The 23,027-nt window shown below is 58.3% G+C and carries 20 protein-coding genes and 1 tRNA gene; 6 read left to right on the top strand and 15 right to left on the bottom strand.

Going from position 1 to position 23,027, the window contains the following annotated elements:
• Positions 1-7: 7 nt before the first annotated feature.
• Positions 8-484 (bottom strand): hypothetical protein, encoded by a 477-nt coding sequence (locus ACHQGU_RS00220; protein ID WP_062141156.1) that lies wholly within the window; start codon positions 482-484, stop codon positions 8-10.
• A gap of 193 nt (positions 485-677) precedes the next feature.
• On the opposite strand from ACHQGU_RS00220, the gene ACHQGU_RS00215 reads away from it, so the two are divergent.
• Genes ACHQGU_RS00215 through ACHQGU_RS00205 form a run of 3 tightly spaced genes read left to right on the top strand, consistent with a single transcriptional unit; the run spans position 678 to position 4,925 of the window.
• Entirely contained in the window at positions 678-2,657 is a 1,980-nt protein-coding gene (locus ACHQGU_RS00215; protein WP_395495505.1) for a transketolase-like TK C-terminal-containing protein, read from the top strand.
• Positions 2,658-2,682: 25 nt separating this feature from the next.
• Positions 2,683-3,702 (top strand): type I glyceraldehyde-3-phosphate dehydrogenase, encoded by a 1,020-nt coding sequence (gap, locus tag ACHQGU_RS00210; protein ID WP_395495504.1) that lies wholly within the window; start codon positions 2,683-2,685, stop codon positions 3,700-3,702.
• Positions 3,702-4,925, top strand: a complete 1,224-nt coding sequence (locus ACHQGU_RS00205) for a phosphoglycerate kinase (protein WP_062141162.1) — start codon at positions 3,702-3,704, stop codon at positions 4,923-4,925. The genes gap and ACHQGU_RS00205 overlap by 1 nt, the downstream gene beginning before the upstream one ends.
• A 54-nt stretch (positions 4,926-4,979) precedes the next feature.
• On the opposite strand, the gene ACHQGU_RS00200 is transcribed toward ACHQGU_RS00205, so the two are convergent.
• From ACHQGU_RS00200 to ACHQGU_RS00160, 9 genes are all read right to left on the bottom strand, one after another.
• Positions 4,980-5,927: a DMT family transporter gene (locus ACHQGU_RS00200; protein WP_395495503.1), complete on the bottom strand. Its 948-nt coding sequence runs from the start codon at positions 5,925-5,927 to the stop codon at positions 4,980-4,982.
• Positions 5,928-5,934: 7 nt separating this feature from the next.
• A complete protein-coding gene (locus tag ACHQGU_RS00195) occupies positions 5,935-6,597 on the bottom strand; it encodes a fused DSP-PTPase phosphatase/NAD kinase-like protein (RefSeq protein ID WP_043550401.1) in 663 nt (220 codons plus the stop codon).
• An 80-nt stretch (positions 6,598-6,677) separates the two neighbouring features.
• The gene (locus ACHQGU_RS00190) at positions 6,678-7,190 is read right to left on the bottom strand and encodes a GNAT family N-acetyltransferase (RefSeq protein ID WP_395495502.1); all 513 of its coding nucleotides are present in this window, start codon (positions 7,188-7,190) and stop codon (positions 6,678-6,680) included.
• Positions 7,191-7,241: 51 nt separating this feature from the next.
• A complete protein-coding gene (locus ACHQGU_RS00185) occupies positions 7,242-8,699 on the bottom strand; it encodes a hypothetical protein (protein ID WP_395495501.1) in 1,458 nt (485 codons plus the stop codon).
• A gap of 235 nt (positions 8,700-8,934) precedes the next feature.
• Positions 8,935-9,717 carry a succinate dehydrogenase iron-sulfur subunit gene (locus ACHQGU_RS00180; RefSeq protein ID WP_062141168.1) on the bottom strand — a complete coding sequence of 261 codons (783 nt, stop codon included), beginning with the start codon at positions 9,715-9,717 and terminating at the stop codon, positions 8,935-8,937.
• Positions 9,718-9,753: 36 nt separating this feature from the next.
• Entirely contained in the window at positions 9,754-11,565 is a 1,812-nt protein-coding gene (sdhA, locus tag ACHQGU_RS00175) for a succinate dehydrogenase flavoprotein subunit (RefSeq protein ID WP_062141170.1), read from the bottom strand.
• A gap of 98 nt (positions 11,566-11,663) precedes the next feature.
• Positions 11,664-12,077, bottom strand: a complete 414-nt coding sequence (sdhD, locus tag ACHQGU_RS00170) for a succinate dehydrogenase, hydrophobic membrane anchor protein (protein WP_062141172.1) — start codon at positions 12,075-12,077, stop codon at positions 11,664-11,666.
• Position 12,078: 1 nt separating this feature from the next.
• Positions 12,079-12,552 carry a succinate dehydrogenase, cytochrome b556 subunit gene (gene sdhC / locus ACHQGU_RS00165; protein WP_061501373.1) on the bottom strand — a complete coding sequence of 158 codons (474 nt, stop codon included), beginning with the start codon at positions 12,550-12,552 and terminating at the stop codon, positions 12,079-12,081.
• A 140-nt stretch (positions 12,553-12,692) separates the two neighbouring features.
• Positions 12,693-13,715 carry an aspartate-semialdehyde dehydrogenase gene (locus ACHQGU_RS00160; RefSeq protein ID WP_062141174.1) on the bottom strand — a complete coding sequence of 341 codons (1,023 nt, stop codon included), beginning with the start codon at positions 13,713-13,715 and terminating at the stop codon, positions 12,693-12,695.
• Positions 13,716-13,830: 115 nt separating this feature from the next.
• Here ACHQGU_RS00160 and zwf point away from each other — a divergent pair, with 115 nt between their 5' ends.
• From zwf to ACHQGU_RS00145, 3 genes are all read left to right on the top strand, one after another.
• Positions 13,831-15,384: a glucose-6-phosphate dehydrogenase gene (gene zwf / locus ACHQGU_RS00155; protein WP_395495500.1), complete on the top strand. Its 1,554-nt coding sequence runs from the start codon at positions 13,831-13,833 to the stop codon at positions 15,382-15,384.
• A gap of 215 nt (positions 15,385-15,599) precedes the next feature.
• Entirely contained in the window at positions 15,600-16,628 is a 1,029-nt protein-coding gene (adhP, locus tag ACHQGU_RS00150) for an alcohol dehydrogenase AdhP (protein WP_395495499.1), read from the top strand.
• Between the two features lie 32 nt (positions 16,629-16,660).
• Complete coding sequence (locus tag ACHQGU_RS00145; protein ID WP_395495498.1) at positions 16,661-18,052, top strand: NAD-dependent succinate-semialdehyde dehydrogenase; 1,392 nt, start codon at positions 16,661-16,663, stop codon at positions 18,050-18,052.
• A gap of 102 nt (positions 18,053-18,154) precedes the next feature.
• Here the strand turns inward: ACHQGU_RS00145 and ACHQGU_RS00140 are convergent, their stop codons facing one another.
• From ACHQGU_RS00140 to ACHQGU_RS00120, 5 genes are all read right to left on the bottom strand, one after another.
• Positions 18,155-18,985, bottom strand: coding sequence for a creatininase family protein (locus ACHQGU_RS00140; protein WP_395495497.1), 831 nt, complete (start codon positions 18,983-18,985; stop codon positions 18,155-18,157).
• Positions 18,986-18,994: 9 nt separating this feature from the next.
• Entirely contained in the window at positions 18,995-20,998 is a 2,004-nt protein-coding gene (locus tag ACHQGU_RS00135; protein ID WP_395495496.1) for a CocE/NonD family hydrolase, read from the bottom strand.
• Between the two features lie 219 nt (positions 20,999-21,217).
• A complete protein-coding gene (locus ACHQGU_RS00130) occupies positions 21,218-22,405 on the bottom strand; it encodes a phosphoserine transaminase (protein WP_395495495.1) in 1,188 nt (395 codons plus the stop codon).
• A 35-nt stretch (positions 22,406-22,440) separates the two neighbouring features.
• Positions 22,441-22,525 (bottom strand) — tRNA-Leu (locus ACHQGU_RS00125).
• Positions 22,526-22,576: 51 nt separating this feature from the next.
• Positions 22,577-22,924, bottom strand: a complete 348-nt coding sequence (locus ACHQGU_RS00120) for a hypothetical protein (RefSeq protein ID WP_062250383.1) — start codon at positions 22,922-22,924, stop codon at positions 22,577-22,579.
• Positions 22,925-23,027 lie beyond the last annotated feature (103 nt).

The following is a 23,027-nucleotide window of genomic DNA, read 5'->3' as shown; positions in this document are numbered from 1 at the left end:
GTTAGAGTTACTTCACATACACTCTGATGACTGAGTTCGTCACGGTCGAATCCGGCATAGCGGCCATTTCCACCTGTGCCGGGGAGGCTCCATCCTTGATGATAGCCTGTGTCACGGCCTGCCCATCGCCCTGCACAAGCTGCACAAGAGCCTGCTGATCTGTTGCAGAATCCGTACCCGGCGGCACCAGACACTGCACCACAAACAGAATGTCAGGCTTGCTGGCCAGCGCCTTATGCACAATCTGCGCAACCGGCCCGCTCCACTCAGCCGGGGAGGTGCCCGCCACAAGCTCAATCAACGGCGGCACTGGCGGCGGGCCGGGCGGCGGCGGCGGAATATACGGCACAGGCGGTTTGCCTGCCCGGGCATTGAAGGTTTTCTGGTCAACCAGCTTGCATCCACTCAAGCACAGCGCAACACTGGCCACAAACGCCACCCGGAAAAACGGCCCCTTTTCTATAAAGCGGGAAACAGACAGCATAACGGGCAGATCTCCGGGTCAAACAGGATGAGGCGACTCTTGCCATCCTCTTTCGCGCTCCTTTACGGCAGACGCAAGGTTAAGCTCTGCGCAAGACCCTCAAAACTTGCTCTCACCTCTGGCCACCTTTATTGAGCGGGGCACGAGGATGAAGACCTGCCGCAAGGGCAGGCCCATCACGGAAGGCAGGCGAATGGCAGCAGTCCCTTCGACAGACCCGACCGAACTGCGGGAAGAGGCTACCCTCTCCGCCCAGCAAAGTGCCGTGGCCAGAATGAGCCGCGCCGCGCGCCTGCTGCTGAATGACGACCCCCTCCCGCCCCACACCCGCACCCTGCTGAACAGAATGTGCCTGCCGGTGACAGCACTGTGGTGCCGGGTGCTGCGGTTTGACCCCAGCGCCCCCAACTGGCCGGACCGGGACCGGTTTGTGGTGCCCTCCACCACCATGCTGCCCCTGCTGCGCGCCATGCTGCGCCTGACGGGCTCCCCCACGGCAAACACCATCCCCTTGGAATATGGTCGTCACCCGGCCGTAGAAGTCGCTCCGGGTCTGGCCGGGCAGGGGGTTGCCGCAGCCGTGGGCATGGCCTTTGCAGAACAGACTCTTGCCCGGCGTTTTGGCCGCTCACTGGTTAATCACCGCACATGGGTGCTGGCGCAGGATACGGACCTCGCAACCGGTGTCGCCATGGAAGCCGCGCAACTGGCTGGCCGCTTCGGGCTGGACAGGCTGGCCGTGCTTGTCTCCCCGCCTGCAGGCCCGGATAACGGGGACTTTGCCGATTCGCTTGCCCGCTTCAGCGCCTCTGGCTGGACGGTGCGCCGGGTGGACGCTGGCAGTGCTGCGGCCATCAGTTCCGCCCTTGCGGCCACGCTGCGGGCCCGCAAACCGACCCTGATTGCCTGCCTCCCCTCCAGTGCACCGGAGATTCTGCCCGGCCCCCAGCTCCCACCGGAAGAAGAGCTGACCGGCCCGTGGAGTCCCACCGCCCGGCGCGGGGCGACCACCCGGCGCTCCTGGCTACGCCGCTTTGCCCGCCACCGCCTACGCAATGCGTTTGAGCGGGAGATGCAGGGCCAACGTCCCGCCCTGTTTGATGAGGACTGGCAGCGCGCCTGCCGCTGGCAACTGCGCGCTGCAACCGGACACGCCACGCAGGATGCCGGTTTTGCCGGACTCCGCGCCCTTTCCGAAATTCTGCCTGAGCTGGTCTGCCTGACGGCCTCCTCCGCCTATCGGCTGGATCTGGCAGCCCCGGTCGCCCTGCCTGCCACATTCCGGGCCCGCACGCGCCTGCTGCCAGCGGAGCAGTCCTGCGGCATTCAGGATCACGGCATGGCTGGTATGCTCAACGGTATTGCCTTGCACGGGGGGCTGCTTCCCATCTGTGCCGCGAGCATGATGACGGTGGATCGCATGCGCTCCGCCCTGCGCATGGCCGCCCTCATGCGCCGCAAAGTGCTGTATCTGCTGACGGGTGACGGGCTGGCTCTGGGTGATGGCGGCGGGGGATGGCAGCCGGTGGAACAGCTCGCCAGCCTGCGCGCCATGCCGCATCTGGCCGTTTTCCGCCCGTGTGACGCGCGTGAGACCACAGCCTGCTGGGAGGCCGCTCTCAACTGGCAGGAAGGACCAGCCATGTTGCTGCTCTGCCCGTATGAAAACCAGTACGGTCCGCTCCCTCCGCCAGCGTTCGGCACCCCCTCCCGCGGGGGGTATGTGGTGAAGCAGGAAGACAACAGGCAGGTGACGCTGATTGCCTCTGGCCCAGAGGTTGCCATCGCGCTGAAAGCGTCGCACCATCTGGCCCGACAGGATATTCGGGCCACCGTGGTCTCCATCCCCTGCTGGGAACTGTTTGCCGAACAGCCCGCCAGCTACCGTAAGACCGTGCTCGGCACGTCCGGGCTGCGCGTGGGGGTTGAGGCCGCTTCCAGCTTTGGCTGGGAACGCTGGCTTGGTGAAGAAGGAGTTTTTGTTGGCATGGATGATTTCGGCACGTCCGCCCCGGCCAACGCATTGTATGAGCGCTTCGGCATTACTGTTGAAGCGATCTGTGAGAAGGTGCGCGCGCGCCTTCTGACCTCAGGCGGTGAACGGGGGCCTTCCCTGCGCACGCCGGACCAGCCCCGGACCCGCGTTCGGGGACCGTTAACGACCAGACCATAGAATAAAAAACGGAGCTTAAAAAACCATGGCAGTCAAAATTGCAATCAACGGATTCGGGCGTATTGGCCGGCTTGTGCTGCGCGGTATTATTGAAAGTGGACGCACGGACGTTGTGCCGGTGGCCATTAACGATCTCGGCAGCGTAGCGGATAACGCCCACCTGCTGAGCTATGACAGTGTGCATGGCCGCCTGCCGGCTGACGTCAAGGTTGATGGCAACAAGCTGATCATCACGGCGCATGGCCGCACATGGGACCCGATTACCGTTTCTGCCGAGCGTGACCCCTCCAAAGTGCCGTTCCAGGGCGTGGATGTGGCCATGGAATGCACCGGCCTGTTTACCTCCAAGGAAAAAGCTGGCCAGCTTCTGGCTGCCGGTGCCCGCAAGGTGATTATTTCCGCTCCGGGCACGGATGCTGATGCCACCATCGTTTACGGTGTGAATCAGGATGTGCTGACGCCGGACATGACGGTGATCTCCAACGCCTCCTGCACCACCAACTGTCTGGCCCCGGTCGCCAAGGTGCTGGAAGATACGTTTGGCATTGAACGCGGCTACATGGTCACCATCCACTCCTACACGGGTGACCAGCGCACGGTGGACACGCTGCATAAAGACCTGCGCCGCGCCCGCGCTGCCGGCCTGAACATGATCCCGACCTCCACAGGCGCTGCCCGCGCCGTTGGTCTGGTTCTGCCGCAGCTTAAAGGCAAGCTGGATGGCACCGCCATTCGTGTGCCGACGGCCAACGTCTCCCTCGTCTCGCTCGACTTCGTGCCGAAAAAGGTGCCGGGCTCCGTGGAAGAAGTGAACGCTGCCATCAAAGCCGCATCCGAAGGCACACTGAAAGGCGTTCTGGCATACTCCGACGCCCCGCTGGTCAGCTCCGACTTCAACCATGCGCTGGCATCCTCCACCTTTGACGCCACGCAGACCTCTCTGGTCGATGGCGGCAAGCTGGTGCGCATCTGCTCCTGGTATGACAATGAGTGGGGCTTCTCCAACCGCATGTCCGACACTGCGGCGCTGTTCGGCTCACTCTGATGGCCATTCTCCCCTTCAACACGCTGGATAAGCTTGACCCGAAGGGCAAGCGTATCCTGCTGAGAGCCGATCTGAACGTCCCCATGCAGGACGGAAAGATTTCGGACATGACGCGCATTGAGCGCATTGTGCCCACCATCCGGGAACTGGCGGACAAAGGCGGGCGCGTGATTGTGCTCAGCCATTTTGACCGCCCGAAGGGCAAGGTTGTGCCCGGCCTGTCTCTGGAACCCATGGCCGAGGCTCTGGCCACGGCACTGGGTAAACCAGTCAGCTTCATGCATGACTGCATCGGCCCGCAGGCAGAAACGGCAGCCCGCTCCCTGAAGGACGGGGAAGTGCTGCTGCTGGAAAACACCCGCTTCTACCCCGGCGAGGAAGCCAACGCGCCGGATCTGGCCGCAGAACTGGCCAGACTGGGCGATGTGTATGTGAACGATGCGTTCTCCGCAGCGCACCGGGCACATGCCTCCACCGCCGGTGTGGCCGAGCATCTGCCTGCCTATGCCGGGCGTCTGATGGAAGCGGAACTTTCCGCTCTGGATGCCGCTCTTGAAAACCCCGAGCATCCGGTTGGCGCGATTGTGGGCGGGGCGAAAGTCTCCACCAAACTCGCGCTGCTGGAAAACATGCTGGAACGTGTCGACGTTCTGGTTGTGGGTGGGGCCATGGCCAACACCTTCCTTGCAGCCAAAGGGCTGAGCGTCGGCAAGTCGCTCAAGGAAGAAGAGATGCTGGACACCGCCCGGCAGATCATCGCCAAGGCGAAGGAAAAGAACTGCGATCTGGTTCTGCCGGTTGATGTTGTTCTTTCTGAGGATTTCATGGCCGGTGCGCCCACGCTGGTCGCCCCGGTGACGGAAATTCCCGATGGCTGGATGGCGCTGGATGTGGGCCCGGAAACGGTTGCACTGCTGAAAGCCAAACTGGCTGGCCTGAAAACGCTGGTATGGAACGGCCCTCTGGGCGTGTTCGAACTGCCGCCGTTTGATGAAGGCACCAATGCCGTCGCACAGGAAGCCGCTCGCCTGACCAAGGCTGGCAGCCTGAAAACCATTGCCGGAGGGGGGGACACTGTTTCCGCCCTGCGTCACGCCGGTGTGCTGCATGACATGACGTATGTCTCCACCGCAGGCGGCGCTTTCCTGGAGTGGCTGGAAGGCAAGGTTCTGCCGGGCCTGACGGCACTCAGCTCTACGCTGGAACGGACCATTCCCATCTGAAAAACACTCTGATTTCAGAGACTTTTTCTGAGAAGACAGAATGCGCCGGGGGTCTCAGACCTCCGGCGTTTTTTGTTGGACTGCCGGCGGCCTTACACGCCCCAGCGTATTCATCAGCCCGACACCGGCCAGAATAATGGCCCCGCCCACCAGCATACGCACGCTGGGCACCTCGGCGGTGATCAGAAACGCCAGCAACAAAGTCGCGGGGGAGAGCAGATAGATAAAGCCGGAAGACCGGGCCACACCAATCCTGCCCACAACATGCGCCCATGCCGCGTAGCCCAGAATAGCCGGAAACACCGCAAGCTGCACAACCAGAATCCAGCCGGTAACAGGCGCAGTCTGCAAGCTCTGCACCGCCTGCGGAAGCCATGGGATGAGCAGTACAGCGCCAATAATCAGCACATACGCCGTCGTCGCCAAAGCCCCATACACCGCCACAAGTTTTTTCTGCACCGCATTATAGACGGCGGCAGAAAAGGCTGCCCCCAGCACATCAGCCGCACCGGAGCCAAATGTCAGGCCGCCCGGTTGCCCCTGTGCCACCAGAACAACACCACAGAAGCTGACCAGTGACCCAACCCAGCCCCAGACAGACAGCCGCTCTCCCATCACCCCAACAGCAAGAAGTGCAGCGATTAGCGGCGAAAAACTGATCAACAGGCTGGCCGCCCCGGCGGAAACCGTCTGCTCGCCCAGATTGAACAGGATATTATAAAGGGAAATGCCAATCGCCCCGCACACCACAAAGCGCGGCAGGTCCTGCACACGCGGCAACCGGGGGCGCGTCCAGCCAACCCAGACCAGCGCAATAACCGCCGCTAACGCATAACGCGCGGCTGCCAGCGGAATAGGGGGGAGAACCTGCAACGCCAGACGCACAACAGGATAGGCGCTGGCCCACGATAAAATGGCCAGAGCCGCCACAAAAACCGGCACAGGCGGGTGGGATGCAGGCAACGAATGAACCGACGAGGCCGGAGCAGGCTGTGCATCCATGGGTCTGTTACTCTCTGCGTAAAACCTGATCTGTCATGAAAGAGGCAATTTTCCCGGCAACGAAGTCCCGCTTCAGCGCAGCTTCGTCATACTCATCGCGTACCCAGTCCAGAAACGGAATGCGCCCTTCGGCCTCGGCCTGATAACGCAGGAAAAACGCATCCAGAATGCCGGTGCGAGACTGGCGAAAATGCCCGTAGCGCCAGGAGAGTTCCTTAAGCGCCCGCTCTGCCGTGCCGCCTTCAAACAGGATCACCAGCCCGGATGCCAGACCAGCCCGGTCCGCGCCGGATTTGCAATGCATCAGCATTGGGAAAGCAATCTGCTGATACAGTCCGGCAAAACGCAAAATGCGGTCCCGGTGCGGGGCCCCCCGGCTTTCAAACGCCATATCCACATGCGCCAGCCCAAGGCGAGCGGCTGCGTTGCGGGAGAGCGCATCCGACCCGCATTTCCGGTGCCCACGCAGATTAACCAGCGTGCGCAGGTTAAAACGCCGCATGGCCCATTTCAGGCGCGCCGGGGTTGGATGATTGCAGCGATAAACCTTGCCGGGCACCACAGCGTGAAAATTTGTCCAGACCAGCCTGAAAATGGCGTGGTCCACAAACAAACTGTCTGTCCATGCCCGCGTACGACCGGCAACGGAGGAAAGATGGCCGTCAAACACGAACTGCTCCCGTTCTCATAGAAAGGACTGGTGTCTCACCCTGCTTCCTCAACGTCAATCTTTTCAACAGAGGCCGACTGTTACGGCCCGGGCCGGGCATCCAGCTTCAGGCAGAAAAATGTCAGATCCAGCCAGCGGCCAAATTTGCAGCCAACCTCTTTCATCACGCCCGTAGCTTCAAACCCAAGTTGCTGATGCAGCGCAACAGATCCGGCATTCTCAGCATCAATCCCGGCCACCATCACATGCTTCCCTTGCGCACGGGCCTGCTGGATCAACGCTTTCATCAACGTCAGCCCCATGCCCTGCCGCTGGGCCTCAGGATGCACATAGACGGAATGTTCCACCGTATGCCGATAGCCATCCCACGCCCGCCAGGGCCCAAAGGTGGCATAACCAGCAACCGCCCCCTCCGGCGAGACCGCCACCAGCACCGGGTACCCAGCCTGCTGGCGCTCGCGCAGCCATGCCAGACGGTTGGCCTCATCAACGACCGTCTCGTTCCAGATCGCCGTCGTATGCAGCACGGCATGGTTATAAATACTGGTAATCCGGGGAATATCCGCCGGGCAGGCGTCGCGAAGCATCATCATCCGCCTTTTATGCGAGATGCTGCGTGCTCAAGGCAAACCGAAACGGTTATTTTACCGGCCGGGCAGAAGCTTCGGTGCGTCCGGTTCTGTCTGAGGCCGAAGCTTGTAGAGCGACAACGAAAACTTATTCGGCCTGTTCTTATGAATATGCCGAACATTCACCGTGTAAGTCTGGGTGTAATGGTCCTGCAGCCACTGGCAGACGGGAGCCTCAACCGCATGTCTTTCGCAGCCCATATAAGGGGCCACGACATATAACGGCTGCTGCCGGAGATCCTGCATATAACGCTTCCAGGCGTTCTGCCGGAAGAAAATATCGATGTGGTCACTAAACAGATACACATCAAAGGGCTTTAAATCAGACAGGTAGAAAACAGCATGGAACGTTCTGATATCCAGAACTTTGGCATGCCCAACCTGCCGGGCAATCTCTGCATAATCCACGCGCGACGTGTAGAGAGCGACCGTCACATTCCTCTTCACCGCTGTCCCCATGAAAAACACGGAAGAGACCCAAAGAGGCAGAAGAGCAAGACGGGGAGGCAATGCGTCTTCCCGAAACAAAATCGCCAGCATGAGTGTGGCAGGCGCAAAACAGAGAATGAAATAATGCTGATATGGATGGCCGGACAGCAGCGTTGCCGGAAAGGATGAGGCAAGCCAGACAGGCAAAATCATGCTGCGACGTGAGGCTTCATCCGCCAGATCAAATGGAAAACGCCTGATCCAACCAAGTATGATGGGTAGCATGAGCCCCAGATAAAACGTCATCCAGAAGACGCACTGCAACCGGTCGGAAAGCGCGCCACCATACATATGCAGAAAACTTCTCTGCATGGAAAAATAGGTCTGCAACGCGCCATGCCCAACAATCAGGTAGGGTAAAAACAGAATGATCAGACCGACCACGCCTCCCAGCCCCGTCACCACACAGCGGGAAAGACGGAACCAGCCGGGAAAAAACAGAAGCAGAGCCATAGGCCCCAGAAGACAGACGCCCGCCAGATAATTCACATTGACGGTCAAAGCTGCAAGACAGCCTGCCAGAAAAAACAGAGCCGTTTTGTGTGTCTCTATCCCTTTGAGCATCAACGCCAGAATCAGCGCTTCACCCACCACAAGAACAAGTTCCGTATTGCCGGATAGCACGTCAAAAATCGCGCCGCCAACAGTCAGGATGACAAAGGCAACAGTGCGATTAAAGACCCCGAACGCCCGGCTGATGGTGACAAAAGCCCCGCTTAACAGCACCGCCAGAAGCGTAAATTTTCCCGGCGTAAAGGGGGCGATCCTGTCCCAAAGCCCATAAAACAGATAAACGCCAAAGGGCTTGTGATCAAAAGCATAGTTGTAGGGCAGAAGGTGGTCTCGGAGCAGACCACGGCCAATCAGCACGTAATACGCCGGGTCCCCGTCCGAAAACGGGACGACGCAATAACTCAGGGCATACACCACAACAAGGCCGATCAGGAAATATTTCAATCCTACGGCAAGCCTCGGAGAAACCATCCGGGGCATCATTTCTGAGAAAAACAGACTAACCCTGCTATCTCTCTCTTGCACACCGTTTTCCTTATGTTTTGAGACTATTTTTTAACTATGATCTCAAGCATCCGTTTTGATGCATTTTTAATTTCAAAACAAAAAACCCGGAACGTCTGAATGACGCACCGGGTTTCTCTTGTCTTCTAAAAAACCCTTACGGGCCGGAAGACCAATAACCGATCAGAGTAAAGAGCGGTTCTCAGACTTTCCGTTCAATCTGCAACTCTTTAATCCGGCCAATCGCCTTGGCAGGATTCAGGCCTTTGGGGCAGGTCTGCGTGCAGTTCATGATGGTACGGCAGGCATAGAGCTTGAAGGTATCTTCCAGCCCATCCAGCCGGTCGCCCGTATGCTCATCACGGCTGTCCGCAATCCAGCGATACGCCGCCAGCAGCACAGCTGGCCCCAGATACTTATCGCCATTCCACCAGTAAGACGGGCAGGATGTTGTGCAGCAGAAGCACAGAATACACTCCCACATGCCATCCAGCTTGGCGCGTTCTTCAATGCTCTGCTTGCGCTCGGCATCCGGCGGCGGCGCACTGTCTGACTGCAACCACGGGTTAATGGCCCGCAGCTGCGCATAGGCGCCATCCAGATTGGAAACCAGATCTTTGACAATCGGCATGTGCGGCAGCGGATAGATGCGCACATCGCCCTTGATGTCTTTGATCGGCTTCAGGCACGCCAGCGTGTTTTCACCGTCAATGTTCATCGCGCAGGAGCCGCAAATCCCTTCACGGCAGGACCTGCGGAATGTCAGCGTCGGGTCCACATCGTTCTTGATGTGGATAATGGCGTCCAGCACCATTGGCCCGATGGTATCCAGATCCACTTCATAGGAATCCACTACCGGATTTCTGTCATCATCCGGCGTCCAGCGATAAACCCTGAACGTCCTGACGTTTTTAGCCCCGGCTGGCGCGGGATAGGTTTTACCTTTCCCGATCTCGCTGTTGCGCGGCAGTCTGAGTTCGACCATGTTCGCCTCCCTTTTTCGCCCGTTCTTCCCGTCGGCTCAGTAAACGCGCTCTTTGGGTGGGAAGACCTGAACGTCATCCGTCAGGGTCTTCAAATGCACCGGACGATAGGTCAGCTTGATGCCGCCCTTTTCATCCAGCCAGGAAACGGAGTGCTTCATCCACTCCTTGTCATCGCGTTTGGGGAAGTCATCCCGTGCATGCGCGCCGCGGCTTTCGTGCCGGGCAAGCCCGCTTTCCAGCGTAGCGGTTGCATTAGCCAGAAGGTTTTCAAATTCCAGTGCTTCCATCAGGTCACTGTTCCAGATGAGTGACGAGTCAGAGACGGAAATATCTCCAAGGTCGTCCCAGATCTGGTGAATTTTATCCACGCCTTCCTGCAGGCTTTCCTCTGTGCGGAAAACAGCTGCATGCGTCTGCATGTCACGCTGCAAACGGTCCCGCATGGCGGAAACTTTCGTGCCGCCCTTGGCGTAACGCAGCTTGTCCAGACGGTCGAGCGCAGCATCCCCGGCACCCGGCGGCAGCGGTCTGATAAAGTCGCTCGGTTTGACAATTTCCGCAGCCCGTTTGGACGCAGCGCGACCAAACACAATCAGATCCAGCAAGGAGTTTGTGCCCAGACGGTTCGCACCATGCACGGACACACAGGCGGCCTCACCCACAGCCATCAGGCCGGGAACAACGGCATCCGGGTTATCCGGCGTCGGGCGAATGACTTCACCATGAATATTGGTCGGAATCCCGCCCATATTGTAATGCACCGTCGGCAGAACCGGCACCGGCTCCTTGGTGACATCCACACCGGCAAAAATACGCGCCGTTTCCAGAATGCCCGGCAGACGCTGGTGCAGAAGATCAGACCCAAGATGCTCAAGATGCATCATGATATGGTCTTTCTTCGGTCCACAGCCACGACCTTCCTTGATCTCGATCGTCATGGCGCGGGAGACCACGTCACGCGATGCAAGATCCTTCGCCGTCGGCGCATAACGCTCCATGAAGCGTTCGCCTTCGGAGTTGGTCAGATACCCACCTTCACCACGGCACCCTTCAGTCAGCAGGCAGCCTGCGGGGTAAATACCTGTCGGGTGGAACTGCACAAATTCCATATCCTGCGTCGGCAGGCCGGCCCGCATGGCCATGGCATTGCCATCACCCGTGCAGGTATGGGCCGAGGTGCAGGACTGGTAAGCACGGCCATAACCGCCCGTTGCCAGCACCACCATCTTGGCGTTGAAGCGATGGATCGTGCCGTCATCCTGACACCAGGCCATAACGCCACGACACTCGCCTTTATCGTCCATAATCAGGTCAATGGCGAAGTATTCGACAAAGAATTCGACGTTATGCTTCAGGCACTGCTGATACAGCGTGTGCAGAATGGCATGGCCTGTCCGGTCAGCCGCAGCGCAGGCACGGGGCACAGGGGCCTTGCCGTATTCGCTCATATGGCCGCCAAAGGGGCGCTGGTAGATCTTGCCATCTTCCGTGCGGGAGAACGGCACACCGAAATGTTCCAGTTCCTGCACGGCGGGCACAGCCTCGCGGCACATGAATTCAATGGCGTCCTGGTCACCCAGCCAGTCTGACCCTTTTACGGTGTCATACATATGCCAGCGCCAGTTATCCTCGGCCATGTTCCCCAAAGAGGCCCCGATGCCGCCCTGAGCGGCCACCGTGTGGCTTCGTGTGGGGAAAACCTTGGTCACGCAGGCAGTTTTGAGGCCCGCGGCCCCCATGCCCAGCGTGGCGCGCAGGCCGGAACCGCCTGCTCCAACAACCACGACATCATAAGCGTGATCGACAATCCGGTAAGCTCCCCGGGACGGAGAGGTATTGGCATTCATCGTGACGGCGCTCCCATGTGCGTTCGGCCTGTCATGTCTTCAGATTTCGTGCCGCCGCGACATGTGGCGCAAACAGGCGGCACAGCGTTCAGGTCTGGTCAGGACCGCCGGCTACCGGCAGCCACAAGCTTGATTACGGCAAACACGCCCAGAAGCCCCAGCAGGGAGGTAACGAGCTTGACCAGAATACGGGTCGGCAGATGCGCCTTGCCGTGAACATAGTCATCCACAATCACCTGCAGGCCGAGCTGCGCGTGGTAGAAGGTCGTGATGATCAGCGCGGTCAGCATGGTGGCGTTCACCGGCTTGCCGCCCCACTTCACAACTTCTGCATGGTCTGCGCCGCCAAGGCGGAACATCTGGACGATAAACCATGTTGAAAGCGGCAGAAGAGACGCCGCCGTCACGCGCTCGGCCCACCAGTGCCCTGTGCCGGAGCCACCGGCTCCAAGTCCACGGGCACGGCTCAGCTGTGAGCGCATGACCTCAATATGAGGAGCGGAATCAGTCATATCAGGATGCCTTTCCTGCTTTGGCCAGAGCGCGCGCCCGTTTGGCGGCAACGCCCAGAAGGCCCGCGGCCAGCACAGTGCTGACACCGGCGGTCACACCCACGGCAACCGGGCCATCCTTGTTCAGCTCTTCCTTGTCATAGCGCTTGCCGCTATCCCAGATCAGATGCCGGATGCCACCCACCGTGTGATACACAACGGAAGCCAGCCACCCCACCAGCAGCAACTGCCCTGCGGGGTTACCTGTCACCTTGCGCGCTGTAGCAAACGCTTTCGGTCCTTTGGCGGCAGCAGCCAGCCAGAACACGCCAAGAGCAGCGCCGCCGGTTGCGGCAACGCCCGTCAGGCGGTTCGAAATTGAAAGAACCATGGACAGGCGATAGCGGTAAATTTGCAGATGCGGCGACATGGGCCGCTGAATGAGTCTGCCGTCACTTCGGGTCCCTACGTAGAGGGCCTTGCGGATATCCTGCATTGTCAGCCTCGTATCCTGTCCGTCTATCCCTTACACCGGCTCAGACCGGCGTTTCTGCATCGAAATTTGTCCTACGCCCCAACCCCCAGACCGGTCAATTCAGCCAGCCAACACGAGCCCGCGAGCCGGGGCGACCTCACTCAGCCGTGTCTGGGCAGGAGGTCCAGGGCAATCATCGTCTCGGCAATCTGCACTGCGTTCAAAGCCGCACCTTTCCGCAGATTATCGGACACGCACCAGAACGCGAGGCCGTTGGGAACCGTCGGATCGACACGAAGGCGTGAGACATAGGTTGCATCTTCACCCACGCACTCAATCGGAGTCACATAGCCGCCATCTTCACGCTCATCGCGCAGAATCACGCCTTCTGCTTCACGCAGAACTTCACGCGCACGGGCCAGATCCACAGGCTCTGCAAATTCCGCCACAACGGCTTCAGAATGGCCGATAAACACCGGCACGCGGACGCAGGTGGCAATCACGGACACGTCGGGATCGAGAATTTTTCTCGTCTCCACGGCCATTTTCCATTCTTCCTTGGTCGCCCCATCATCCATGAAGCGGTCAATCTGCGGGATGCAGTTAAAGGCAATCTGCTTCTGAAACTGCTCGATCTTCGGCGGGTCAGTCACAAAGCTGCCGCGCGTCTGGGAAAACAGCTCGTCCATGCCGTCTTTGCCCGCACCGGACACCGCCTGATAGGTGGAGACCACAACGCGCTTGAGCGTGAACAGGTCATGCAGCGGCTTGAGGGCCACAACCATCTGAATGGTCGAGCAATTCGGGTTCGCAATAATGTTGCGCTTCATGCGCTTGAGCGCATCCGGGTTTACTTCCGGCACCACCAGCGGCACATCCGGGTCCATGCGGAAGTGGGAGGTGTTATCAATCACCACACAGCCTGCTTTGGCAGCAATGGGAGCATATTTGGCCGAGACCTCACCCCCGGGGGAGAACAGACCAACATCCCAGCCTTTGAAATCAAAGGTTTCAAGATTCCGGACCTTGAGCGTACGATCCCCAAACGAGATTTCACGCCCGGCAGACCGTGGTGACGCCAGCGCAACAATATCGTCAACGGGGAACTCCCGCTCGGCCAGTGTCTTTAAAATTTCACGCCCTACTGCTCCGGTGGCGCCTACAACTGCAACCCGATACCCCATAACTCTATCCCTTACTCATTCCTGCCAAAGCCTGACCGGGCAGGAAACCTAGACCAAACCGGGTAAAAATGGAATTGCGGGGCATGCCCTTCCGTCGCGCAAGGAGAAATGAAATATGACTTCAGCCCCCGCATCTCCCGGCATGCCCACCCCGGTTGTCGCCCCTGCGGCCACCCATCCGGCCCCGGCCGGGACACTGGTGATCCTCGGAGCGGCGGGAGACCTGACTCATCGGCTGCTGGTGCCCGCGCTGTATGACCTGACCTGCAACGGTTTTCTGCCAGATGATTTCCGGATTATCGGCGTCAGTCTTGAGAAGGAGACGACGGAAAGCTGGGTGGCCTCCCTGCGCAGCAAGATGGAAAGCTTCACGCAGGACAGACATGCTGAATTTTATACTGTCAGCATCAATGAAGAAGCGTGGTCCTGGCTTGCCAGCCGGATGTCCTACCGTGCGCTGGATTTTACATCTGTTGACGCGCTAAAGGAGCTGGCCCCCGATATCGGCGAGGGCAACGCCGTCTTCTACCTCGCCACACCGCCGCGCTTCTTCGGCACGGCTGCGGAAAGTCTGGCGCGCGCCGGATTAATGGAGGAAGCGCCCGACCGCTTCCGGCGGCTGGTGGTGGAAAAACCGTTCGGCACAGACCTGCACTCCGCACAGGCGTTGAATGCACATCTGCTGTCCTTCCTCAAGGAAACACAGATTTACCGGGTGGACCATTTTCTGGGGAAGGAGACCGTGCAGAACCTGCTGGCGCTCCGCTTCAGTAATCTGCTGTTCGACCCGCTCTGGCGGCGCGACTATATCGACCACATTCAGATTACCGCAGCAGAAACACTCTCTGTTGAAGGACGCGGCGTGTTTTACGATGCCACAGGCGCATTGCGGGATATGGTGCCCAACCACCTGTTCCAGTTGCTCGCGCTGGTCGCTATGGAACCGCCCTCATCCCTGAAGGCTGAAGCCATCCGCAATGCCAAGCAACAGGTGTTTGACGCCATTCGGCCCATCATGCCGGAAAATGCCGTGCGCGGACAATATACCGCAGGGACAGTCGCCGGGCGTGACATTGACGCCTATCGCGCCAGCCCCGGCGTAAGCCCGACCAGCACCACGGAAACCTATGCGGCTTTGAAAATTGAAATTGATACCTGGCGCTGGGCCGGGGTGCCCTTCTACTTGCGCACCGGCAAAGCCCTGAGTTCCAACGTGACGGAAATTGTGGTGCAGTTCAAACAGACACCGCACCCCCTGTTCCATACAGCCGACGGCACGCCGCAAGCGCCTAATCGGTTTGTTTATAATATCCGGCCAGAAAAAGGGGCGGACCTGCATTTCAACGCCAAGCATCCCGGCCCGGAAACAGTGGTGGAAGAAGTGGTCTCCCAGTTCCGCTACCAGAACGCCTTCGGGGCGATCCCCAATGTGGGCTATGAAACCCTGTTGTATGACTGCCTGCAGGGCAACGCCACGCTCTTCCAGCGCGCCGATAATATCGAGGCCGGCTGGCGGGCCGTGGACCCGGTTCTGCAAGCCTGGAGCAAAGCTACCACCGCGCCGGAATTTTATGAGGCAGGCAGCACCGGCCCCGCTGGAGCAGATGCTCTTCTGGCCCGCGATGGCCGCTGCTGGGCACCGTTTGGCCAGCTTAAAAAAGATAGCTGACCTCAGGACAGTCTTTAAAAATCCCCATTCCCGCGTCCTGTCATGGAAACCCTGCCGTGACAGGATTTTTTTGATGCATGTCAATGCAGTTTTTCATCACACTCTGCCTAGTGAGAGGAGGAAATTCCTGATAACAGAGCCGCGCCACGCATATAAAAAAGACGGGGCTCTCTGGAATATATTTCCAGCAACGAAAACAAAAAGGGACTGAGACAATGTCAGGAAAAATGAAAGCGGCAGTGGTGCGCGAATTCGGCAAACCTCTGAGCATTGAAGAACTGGATATTCCTGATATCCGTCCGAACGAAATTCTGGTCAAAATGATTGCCTGCGGTGTCTGTCATACAGACCTGCATGCCGCTGATGGAGACTGGCCGAAAAAACCGACCCTTCCGTTTATTCCCGGCCATGAAGGCGTCGGCACTGTTGTAAAAACAGGCAGTGCTGTCACGCATGTGAAGGTAGGGGATGAAGTGGGTGTGCCCTGGCTGTATTCCGCCTGCGGCCATTGTGAACACTGCCTTGGCGGCTGGGAAACTCTGTGCGCCAAACAGGAAGATACCGGCTATTCCGTCAATGGGTGTTTTGCAGAATATGTGGTGGCAGACCCCAACTACGTCGCCCTCCTCCCCAAAGGCATAGACCCTGTGCAGGTCGCCCCCGTGCTGTGCGCCGGCCTGACGGTCTATAAAGGTCTGAAAATGACCGACACAAAGGCCGGGAACTGGGTGGCCATTTCCGGCGTTGGCGGACTGGGACAAATGGCGGTGCAATATGGCGTCGCCATGGGCCTGAATGTGGTGGCTGTTGATATTGACGATGAAAAACTTGCCATCGCCCGGAAACTCGGCGCGGCTCTGACCGTTAATGCCAGAGAGACAGACCCGGCGGCTTTTATGCAAAAGGAAGTTGGTGGTGTTCACGGCGGCCTGATTACCGCTGTTTCCATCAAGGCTTTTTCGCAGGCCATGGGGTATGTCCGGGCTGGGGGAACACTTGTTCTGAATGGCCTGCCACCGGGCGATTTTCCTATTTCGATCTTCGATATGGTGATGAATGGCACCACCATCCGCGGATCCATTGTCGGGACGCGCCTTGATATGATTGAGGCTCTGTCCTTCTTTGCCGATGGGAAAGTGAAATCGGTAACGCAGACAGACCGGCTGGAGAATATAAACTCTATTTTTGAACGCCTCGAGGAAGGTAAGGTGGAAGGCCGGATCGTAATCGACTTTCGGGCCTGATACTTCCGAGGCATTCGGAAAGGCTCACGAATATGGCTTACAAGACTGTCAATCCGTACACCAACGAGACGATCGCCACTTTTCCTGACCTGAAAGATGCCGAACTGGATTCTCTGCTGTCACAGGCAGAGAAAACCTATAAAAGCTGGCGTGGAAAATCCTTTGCTGACCGCGCCAGCATCCTGCACAAAGCTGCCAGCCTGCTGCGCGAGCAAAGCGAAGAGTATGCAAAGCTGCTCACGCTGGAGATGGGCAAACTCAAGCGTGAAGCATTAGGAGAAGTTGCTCTTTCTGCTGATATTCTTGATTATTATGCCGACAACGCTGAAAAATTTCTGGCACCGCAGAAAGTGCCCGGCGGCAGCGAGCGTGGGGATGACGCCATGCTCATCAGCCAGCCGCTCGGTATCCTGCTGGCCATTGAGCCGTGGAACTTCCCCTACTACCAGCTGGCCCGCGTCGCCGGGCCGCATCTGATGGCAGGGAACGTGGTTGTGGTGAAACACGCCTCCATTGTTCCGCAATGCGCCGCTGCTTTTGAAAAACTCTTCCATGACGCAGGCGCTCCCGCAGGGCTCTATACAAACCTGTTCGCCACACGTCAGCAGTTGGAAAAACTGATTGATGACCCGCGCATTCAGGGCATAGCCCTGACGGGGAGTGAAGGGGCAGGGGCCACTGTTGCGGCACAGGCTGGCAAGAACCTGAAAAAAACCACCATGGAACTCGGTGGCAGTGATGCCTTCATTGTTCTGGATGATGCTGACCTTGAAAAGTCCGTTAAATGGGCTGTCTGGGGCCGCATGAATAATGGTGGCCAATGCTGCGTGGCGTCCAAGCGCATTATTGTGCAGGAGAGCCTTGCAGACCAGTTTTTCAAACGCTTTAGTGAAGAACTTGCAAAACTGGCACCCGGAGATCCGTCTGATGACGCAACCGGCGTGCCGCCCATGTCCTCCCAGTCTGCAGCAGATCAGCTGAATCAGCAGGTTGAAGACGCGGTCAAAAATGGGGCCAAAGCGCACCGGGTCGGCCCGACGCCGCCAAACAAGGGCGCCTTTGTTCAGACCACGATCCTGACTGACCTGACACGCGATAATCCTGCTTTCCATCAGGAATTTTTTGGACCCGTGGCGCTCTTTTTTACCGTTAAGGACGAGCAGGAAGCCATTGAACTGGCCAATGACACGCCTTACGGGCTGGGTGGCTCCGTGTTTACAGAAGATACCAAACGCGGTGTTGAGGTTGCCAAGCAGATTTACACCGGCATGGTCTATATCAACCACCCGACATGGACCCGGCCAGATCTGCCCTTTGGCGGCGTCAAACGCTCCGGCTATGGGCGAGAACTCGCCATGCTGGGAATTGAAGAGTTCGTTAACAAGAAGCTCATCAACGTCGTGCCGATTGATGCTCCAGCCTGATCCAGCGTTTTTCTAAAGACACAAAAGGCGACAGAGTCCTCTCTGTCGCCTTTTTTATAAGCTCTTTACGGAGCAAAATACTTTTCTATCCGACAAAGACTTTCAGTCTTCTTTGTTGGAGACCTCTTGCACGTCCTGCTTCACCACATGCTCAACCAGTTTCACGCCTGTTTCCACCAGCTTTTCTGTCAGGCGCGCACCCGTTTCTGCTGAGCAAAGACGCGGGTCTCCGCGTCCAACCCCATTCGATGCTGTGCAATCCCCCTCCAGCGGCACAGAAATCAGAGCGCCATCCAGATCGAGCGTGCCAAAATCTGAAACATTCAGACCCCATGCTGTTTTATCTTCACACTTTTGAGGAATACGATCATCCCGAACCAGATCAGGCAGCACATGCATCCCAATGCTTGTCAACGGGTTTGCACCATGGCCGCCGGACTGCGCGGCCTGCTCTGCGCCAACAATCTGGGGCAAGAAACTGGCAGCAACACGCCACAGATAAAAGCTTGGGACTACAACATTATCCCGCAGCCAGATACTGCGTGTGACATCATGAATCATGGTGCAGTTTCCACCATGCCCGTTCAAAATAATAAGTCGGGTAAGACCATGCCGAAGAAGACTGTCCAGCATATCCCGCAAGACAGCCTGCAAAGTACTTTGGGAAAGCGCAATGCCACCCGGCATGTATCCAAAAAAATCAGCGCCACCAAAAGGCAGGACAGGCGCAACATACACCTCATGCCCGGCAGCAGAGGCCTTTCTGGCGATTTTCTCCGCCATGGCCTCTGCCAGAAGGTAGTCCCCCATCGGCATATGCGGTCCTTGATCTTCAAAACTGCCTAATGGCAAAAGAATAACAGGGGAGCGCGCCACAGCCTCCCGCATTTCAGATGCGGTCAGATGCGACATCTGGAATTTGGTCTGAACCATACCGGCCTCTTACTGTTTCACAACCGGGAGCAGAATGGAGGTCGCCTCCTTGCCACCATGATGAATGCTCTGCGTCGCCACGGTATAATCTGCCGGTTTTGCATCAAAAATGTTCGGCACGAACTTCTGCGGATTCCGGTCATAAAGCGGGAACCAGGACGACTGGATCTGCACCATAATCCGATGCCCTTTTGCAAACACATGGTTCACAGCAGGCAGAGTGAAGTGATAATGCAGCGTTGCATCAGGCTGAAGCGCTTCCGGTTTAGCAAAATCCTTCCGGTAGCGGCCCCGGAAAATATCCATGGACACAGGCAGTTCATACCCACCCATTTTGGGATCATCCGGTGTCATGGCAGGCTGTACGTCAATCAGCTTCACCACCCAGTCTGAATCCGTGCCGCTTGTCGCGGCAAACAGATCTGCCACCGGCACACCGCTCACGCGCACAGGTTCGTCCAGCACCTCCGTTTCATAGGTCACCACATCCGGGCGGGATTCAGCTTCCCGCTGGTCCTGCACCAGCCAGGGCTTCCACCGGCTCCCCTGCGCAAAAGCAAAGGGGCGGGAGATGAACGGAACCGGATGCGCCGGGTCAGACACATAGCTGTCCGCCCCATCTGCTGCCGGGCGTGTAAAGCTCAGCCCGTGCCCATCTGCCAGATAAAGTGGCGTCAGGCCGCCGGTGCAGTTGCTTTCACATACAGACGGCCAGGAACGGTAATAATCCCATTTCTGGTCCCCTGTATTGTAGATGATGGCGTCAGGCAGATGCACAGATGCGCTGCCCGGTTTCAGATATTCATCAAAGAAAGGCCGGAAGACATCACGCCGATACTGGTGGGCTGTATCCCCTTCAAATTCCAGCGGGCCAAGTGTGGAGCCGTTATAGTTCACCCCACTATGCCGCCAGGGGCCCATCACCAGCGTATTGGGGGCTTTAACGTCCGCATCCTTCAACGCCTGCCAGGCATGAATGGCCCCCCACATATCTTCCTGATCCCACAAGCCCTGTTCCCACAGCATCGGAACTGTCGGCTTGCGCTGAGCCAGAATTTTATCCAGCGCCTGCCCCTGCCAGAACGCATCATACGCCGGGTGTGCGTGCATACGCTGCCAGAATGGATACTGGTCCAGACCGGCCTGTGTCGCAAAACTCCCGGCAGATCCGGCTTTCAGAAAATTGGTGTAGTCATCAGCATCTCTGCGGGGAATATCATTCCCTCCGCCGCGCGCTGTCATCTGGCTGACAAAATAGTCAAACGCCCCCTGACGAAACGCGCCATAATGGAACCAGTCATCTCCCATCCAGCCATCCACCATCGGGCTTTCCGGTGCGGCGACTTTCAGGGCAGGGTGCGGGTCCAGCAACGCCATGACAACAGTAAAGCCCTCATAGGACGAGCCTGTCATACCCACACGGCCATTGGACTCCGGCACATTATGCACCAGCCAGTCCACCGTATCCCACGCGTCGGTGGTTTCATCCGTTTTGGTGGGGTTTAGCGGGCCGTGCGGGGGGCGCGTCATCACATAATCGCCCTGAGAGCCATATTTCCCGCGAATATCCTGAAACACGCGGATATAGCCGCCCTCTACAAACACATCATCCCCCTGCGGCAGAACCTCCCGCATGGTCAGGGCATTGGGCACACGGTTAGCCCGGCCTTTGGCGTTATAGGGGGTACGTGTCAAAAGGATTGGAGCATTCCGGGCGTTTTTCGGAATGACAATAACCGTATAGAGCTTCACGCCGTCCCGCATGGGGACCATAACCTCGCGCTTGATGTAATCACGCTGCTGGTCTGTTGGCATATGCACACTGGCCGGAATATCGCTGCCGGTTTGCACGCTTAGCGGATCATGCGCCTGAGCAGCATCCGCTGCCGGAGCTGCGGCCTGCGCGACCGGAAGAGTTGCCGCCAGCAACACCCCGGACAGAGCAACGCTCGCCCACAGGCTCTTTTTTTGCAAAACGGATTTCTGTTTTGAAAGGGTAATCTGTCCCACCATGATCCTGCACTTCTGTCTGGTTTTTGCTTTTTAAGCTGGCGCTCAGACGATGCGTTGGATCAGGCGGTTCGTCCACCCTGTTTTTCGTAGAAAACGATTCTCAGGCGATACAGTCCGGGCGGCACGAACCGTGTGAAAATCACCAGGGGAAAGACAGCGCTTTCCCGGCGCCTCTGGCTTCGGTCCCTACCACCGAAGCCCTCTTGAAACGCGAGGCTTTCAGGCCGGGCAGGCTACCGGCGCAACCTGTGCAAACGCCCAGTCCAGCCAGGGCAGAAGCGCGCTGACGTCGGAGGCTTCCACCGTCGCACCACCCCAGATCCGCAGACCCGGCGGGGCATCACGATAGCTGGCAATGTCAAACGCCACGCCTTCCTTATCCAGCAGAGCGACCATCTGTTTGACAGTCTTCATCTGCTCGGAGCGCTCCAGTGCTAAAAACCACGGGGCCACAATGCGCAGGCAGATTGCGGTGGAGGAACGCTCTGCCTCGTTACGAGCCAGAAATTCCACCCAGTCTGTTTTGGCTTCCCATGCGGCTACTTCCGCCAGATTGGCCTGACTGCGCGCCTTCAGCCCAGCCAGACCACCAACGGACTCAGCCCATTTCAGGCTATCCAGCGCATCTTCCACACACAGCATGGAGGGCGTGTTGATGGTGTCGCCCCGGAAGATACCTTCAATCAGCTTGCCTTTGCCCATCAGACGGAAAATCTTGGGCAGGGGCCGCGGCGCTTCAAAACTTTCCAGCCGCTCCACAGCACGTGGGGAAAGCGCGAGCATGCCGTGCGCAGCCTCACCCCCCAGTGCTTTCTGCCAGGACCATGTGACCACATCCAGGCGGTCCCACGGCAGATCCATCGCAAAGGCGGCAGAGGTTGCATCGCAAATGACCAGCCCCTCATGCTTCGCCGGAATGGCGTTAGCAGACGGCAGGCGCACACCGGACGTGGTGCCGTTCCAGGCCAGAACCACATCATGCGTCCAGTCCACCTGAGCAAGATCAGGCAGTTGACCGTAATCGGCTTTCAGAACCCGCGCATTGTCCAGTTTAAGCTGAGAGACAATGTCCTGCGCCCACAGAGAGGAAAAACTTTCAAACGCCAGCACATCTACAGGCCGGGCCCCCAGCAGGGACCACAGGGCCATTTCCACAGCGCCAGTATCGGACGCCGGGACAATTCCTACACGCCAGCCTTCGGGAATGCCCAAAATAGCTGCGGAGCGGTCAATCACCTCCGCCAGTCTGGCCCGTCCTTCCGCAGAACGGTGGGAACGGCCCGTCAGCGCATTGCTCAGCGCAGAGACATCCCACCCCGGGCGCTTGGCGCAGGGGCCGGAGGAAAAACACGGATTGGCAGGACGGCAAGCCGGACGGGAGGAATTTTCGGAATGTGTGGAGGTCATCACCCTGTCCGGTTTCAAGGAAGTGAGACAAATTGTGGTGCGAGAGAGGGGACTCGAACCCCTATGCCTTGCGGCGGTCGATTTTGAGCCGACTACGTCTACCGATTCCGTCACTCTCGCGGCAGGGCCCTCACTACCAGCAAAAAGGCTGGCAGAAAAGGCCACTCAGGATTAGCGGCAGACGCGGGCAGACCCATCTGCAGCAATATAGGTGCCCGTCTGGGTATTAAAGCAGGCATTCTGCACACAGCTGTTCCCACTGGTGAGCGGCTGCGGATAGTTCTGCGTCGCCATGGCCTGACTTTCCCGCGCGGCTGTGCCGCACAGCGGCGTGTTGGCCGGGGCGGACGGATCGTTCGTCAGATGGCTTTCATCCACAGGGTTCCCCTGCTGGATGGCCATGTTCGGCGGGAAGGTCTGTAACGGCACCTTCTGCTGTGCGGCGGGCTGGGCAGCACAGCCCGCAAGAAGCCCCAGAGCAAGGCAATAACCCAGCGGGCGAAGAAAACGCGTAGACATGCGGACAGTCCCCTAAAAGCAGGTTGGGCCTCACAGCCCCCGTTTCTCTCTATGTATTCTGCACTGCCTGACACCATAGACAGGATCAGAATTCAAGCTCAAC

This window comes from Acetobacter sp. KSO5 (assembly GCF_044094635.1).
GTDB lineage: Bacteria > Pseudomonadota > Alphaproteobacteria > Acetobacterales > Acetobacteraceae > Acetobacter > Acetobacter cerevisiae.
The sequence above is the reverse complement of the archived record's forward strand: the minus strand, read 5'-3'. Positions and strand labels throughout refer to the sequence as shown.

Excerpts from the sequence above, each read along its gene's own strand:
- ACHQGU_RS00145 (WP_395495498.1), top strand. The coding sequence starts at position 16,661 with ATGGCTTACAAGACTGTCAATCCGTACACCAACGAGACGATCGCCACT.
- sdhA (WP_062141170.1), bottom strand. The coding sequence starts at position 11,565 with ATGAATGCCAATACCTCTCCGTCCCGGGGAGCTTACCGGATTGTCGAT.
- sdhD (WP_062141172.1), bottom strand. The coding sequence starts at position 12,077 with ATGACTGATTCCGCTCCTCATATTGAGGTCATGCGCTCACAGCTGAGC.
- gap (WP_395495504.1), top strand. The coding sequence starts at position 2,683 with ATGGCAGTCAAAATTGCAATCAACGGATTCGGGCGTATTGGCCGGCTT.
- ACHQGU_RS00120 (WP_062250383.1), bottom strand. The coding sequence starts at position 22,924 with ATGTCTACGCGTTTTCTTCGCCCGCTGGGTTATTGCCTTGCTCTGGGG.
- ACHQGU_RS00190 (WP_395495502.1), bottom strand. The coding sequence starts at position 7,190 with ATGATGATGCTTCGCGACGCCTGCCCGGCGGATATTCCCCGGATTACC.
- ACHQGU_RS00200 (WP_395495503.1), bottom strand. The coding sequence starts at position 5,927 with ATGGATGCACAGCCTGCTCCGGCCTCGTCGGTTCATTCGTTGCCTGCA.
- ACHQGU_RS00215 (WP_395495505.1), top strand. The coding sequence starts at position 678 with ATGGCAGCAGTCCCTTCGACAGACCCGACCGAACTGCGGGAAGAGGCT.
- sdhC (WP_061501373.1), bottom strand. The coding sequence starts at position 12,552 with ATGCAGGATATCCGCAAGGCCCTCTACGTAGGGACCCGAAGTGACGGC.
- ACHQGU_RS00185 (WP_395495501.1), bottom strand. The coding sequence starts at position 8,699 with ATGGTTTCTCCGAGGCTTGCCGTAGGATTGAAATATTTCCTGATCGGC.
- ACHQGU_RS00205 (WP_062141162.1), top strand. The coding sequence starts at position 3,702 with ATGGCCATTCTCCCCTTCAACACGCTGGATAAGCTTGACCCGAAGGGC.
- zwf (WP_395495500.1), top strand. The coding sequence starts at position 13,831 with ATGACTTCAGCCCCCGCATCTCCCGGCATGCCCACCCCGGTTGTCGCC.
- ACHQGU_RS00135 (WP_395495496.1), bottom strand. The coding sequence starts at position 20,998 with ATGGTGGGACAGATTACCCTTTCAAAACAGAAATCCGTTTTGCAAAAA.
- ACHQGU_RS00180 (WP_062141168.1), bottom strand. The coding sequence starts at position 9,717 with ATGGTCGAACTCAGACTGCCGCGCAACAGCGAGATCGGGAAAGGTAAA.
- ACHQGU_RS00160 (WP_062141174.1), bottom strand. The coding sequence starts at position 13,715 with ATGGGGTATCGGGTTGCAGTTGTAGGCGCCACCGGAGCAGTAGGGCGT.
- adhP (WP_395495499.1), top strand. The coding sequence starts at position 15,600 with ATGTCAGGAAAAATGAAAGCGGCAGTGGTGCGCGAATTCGGCAAACCT.
- ACHQGU_RS00220 (WP_062141156.1), bottom strand. The coding sequence starts at position 484 with ATGCTGTCTGTTTCCCGCTTTATAGAAAAGGGGCCGTTTTTCCGGGTG.
- ACHQGU_RS00130 (WP_395495495.1), bottom strand. The coding sequence starts at position 22,405 with ATGACCTCCACACATTCCGAAAATTCCTCCCGTCCGGCTTGCCGTCCT.
- ACHQGU_RS00140 (WP_395495497.1), bottom strand. The coding sequence starts at position 18,985 with ATGGTTCAGACCAAATTCCAGATGTCGCATCTGACCGCATCTGAAATG.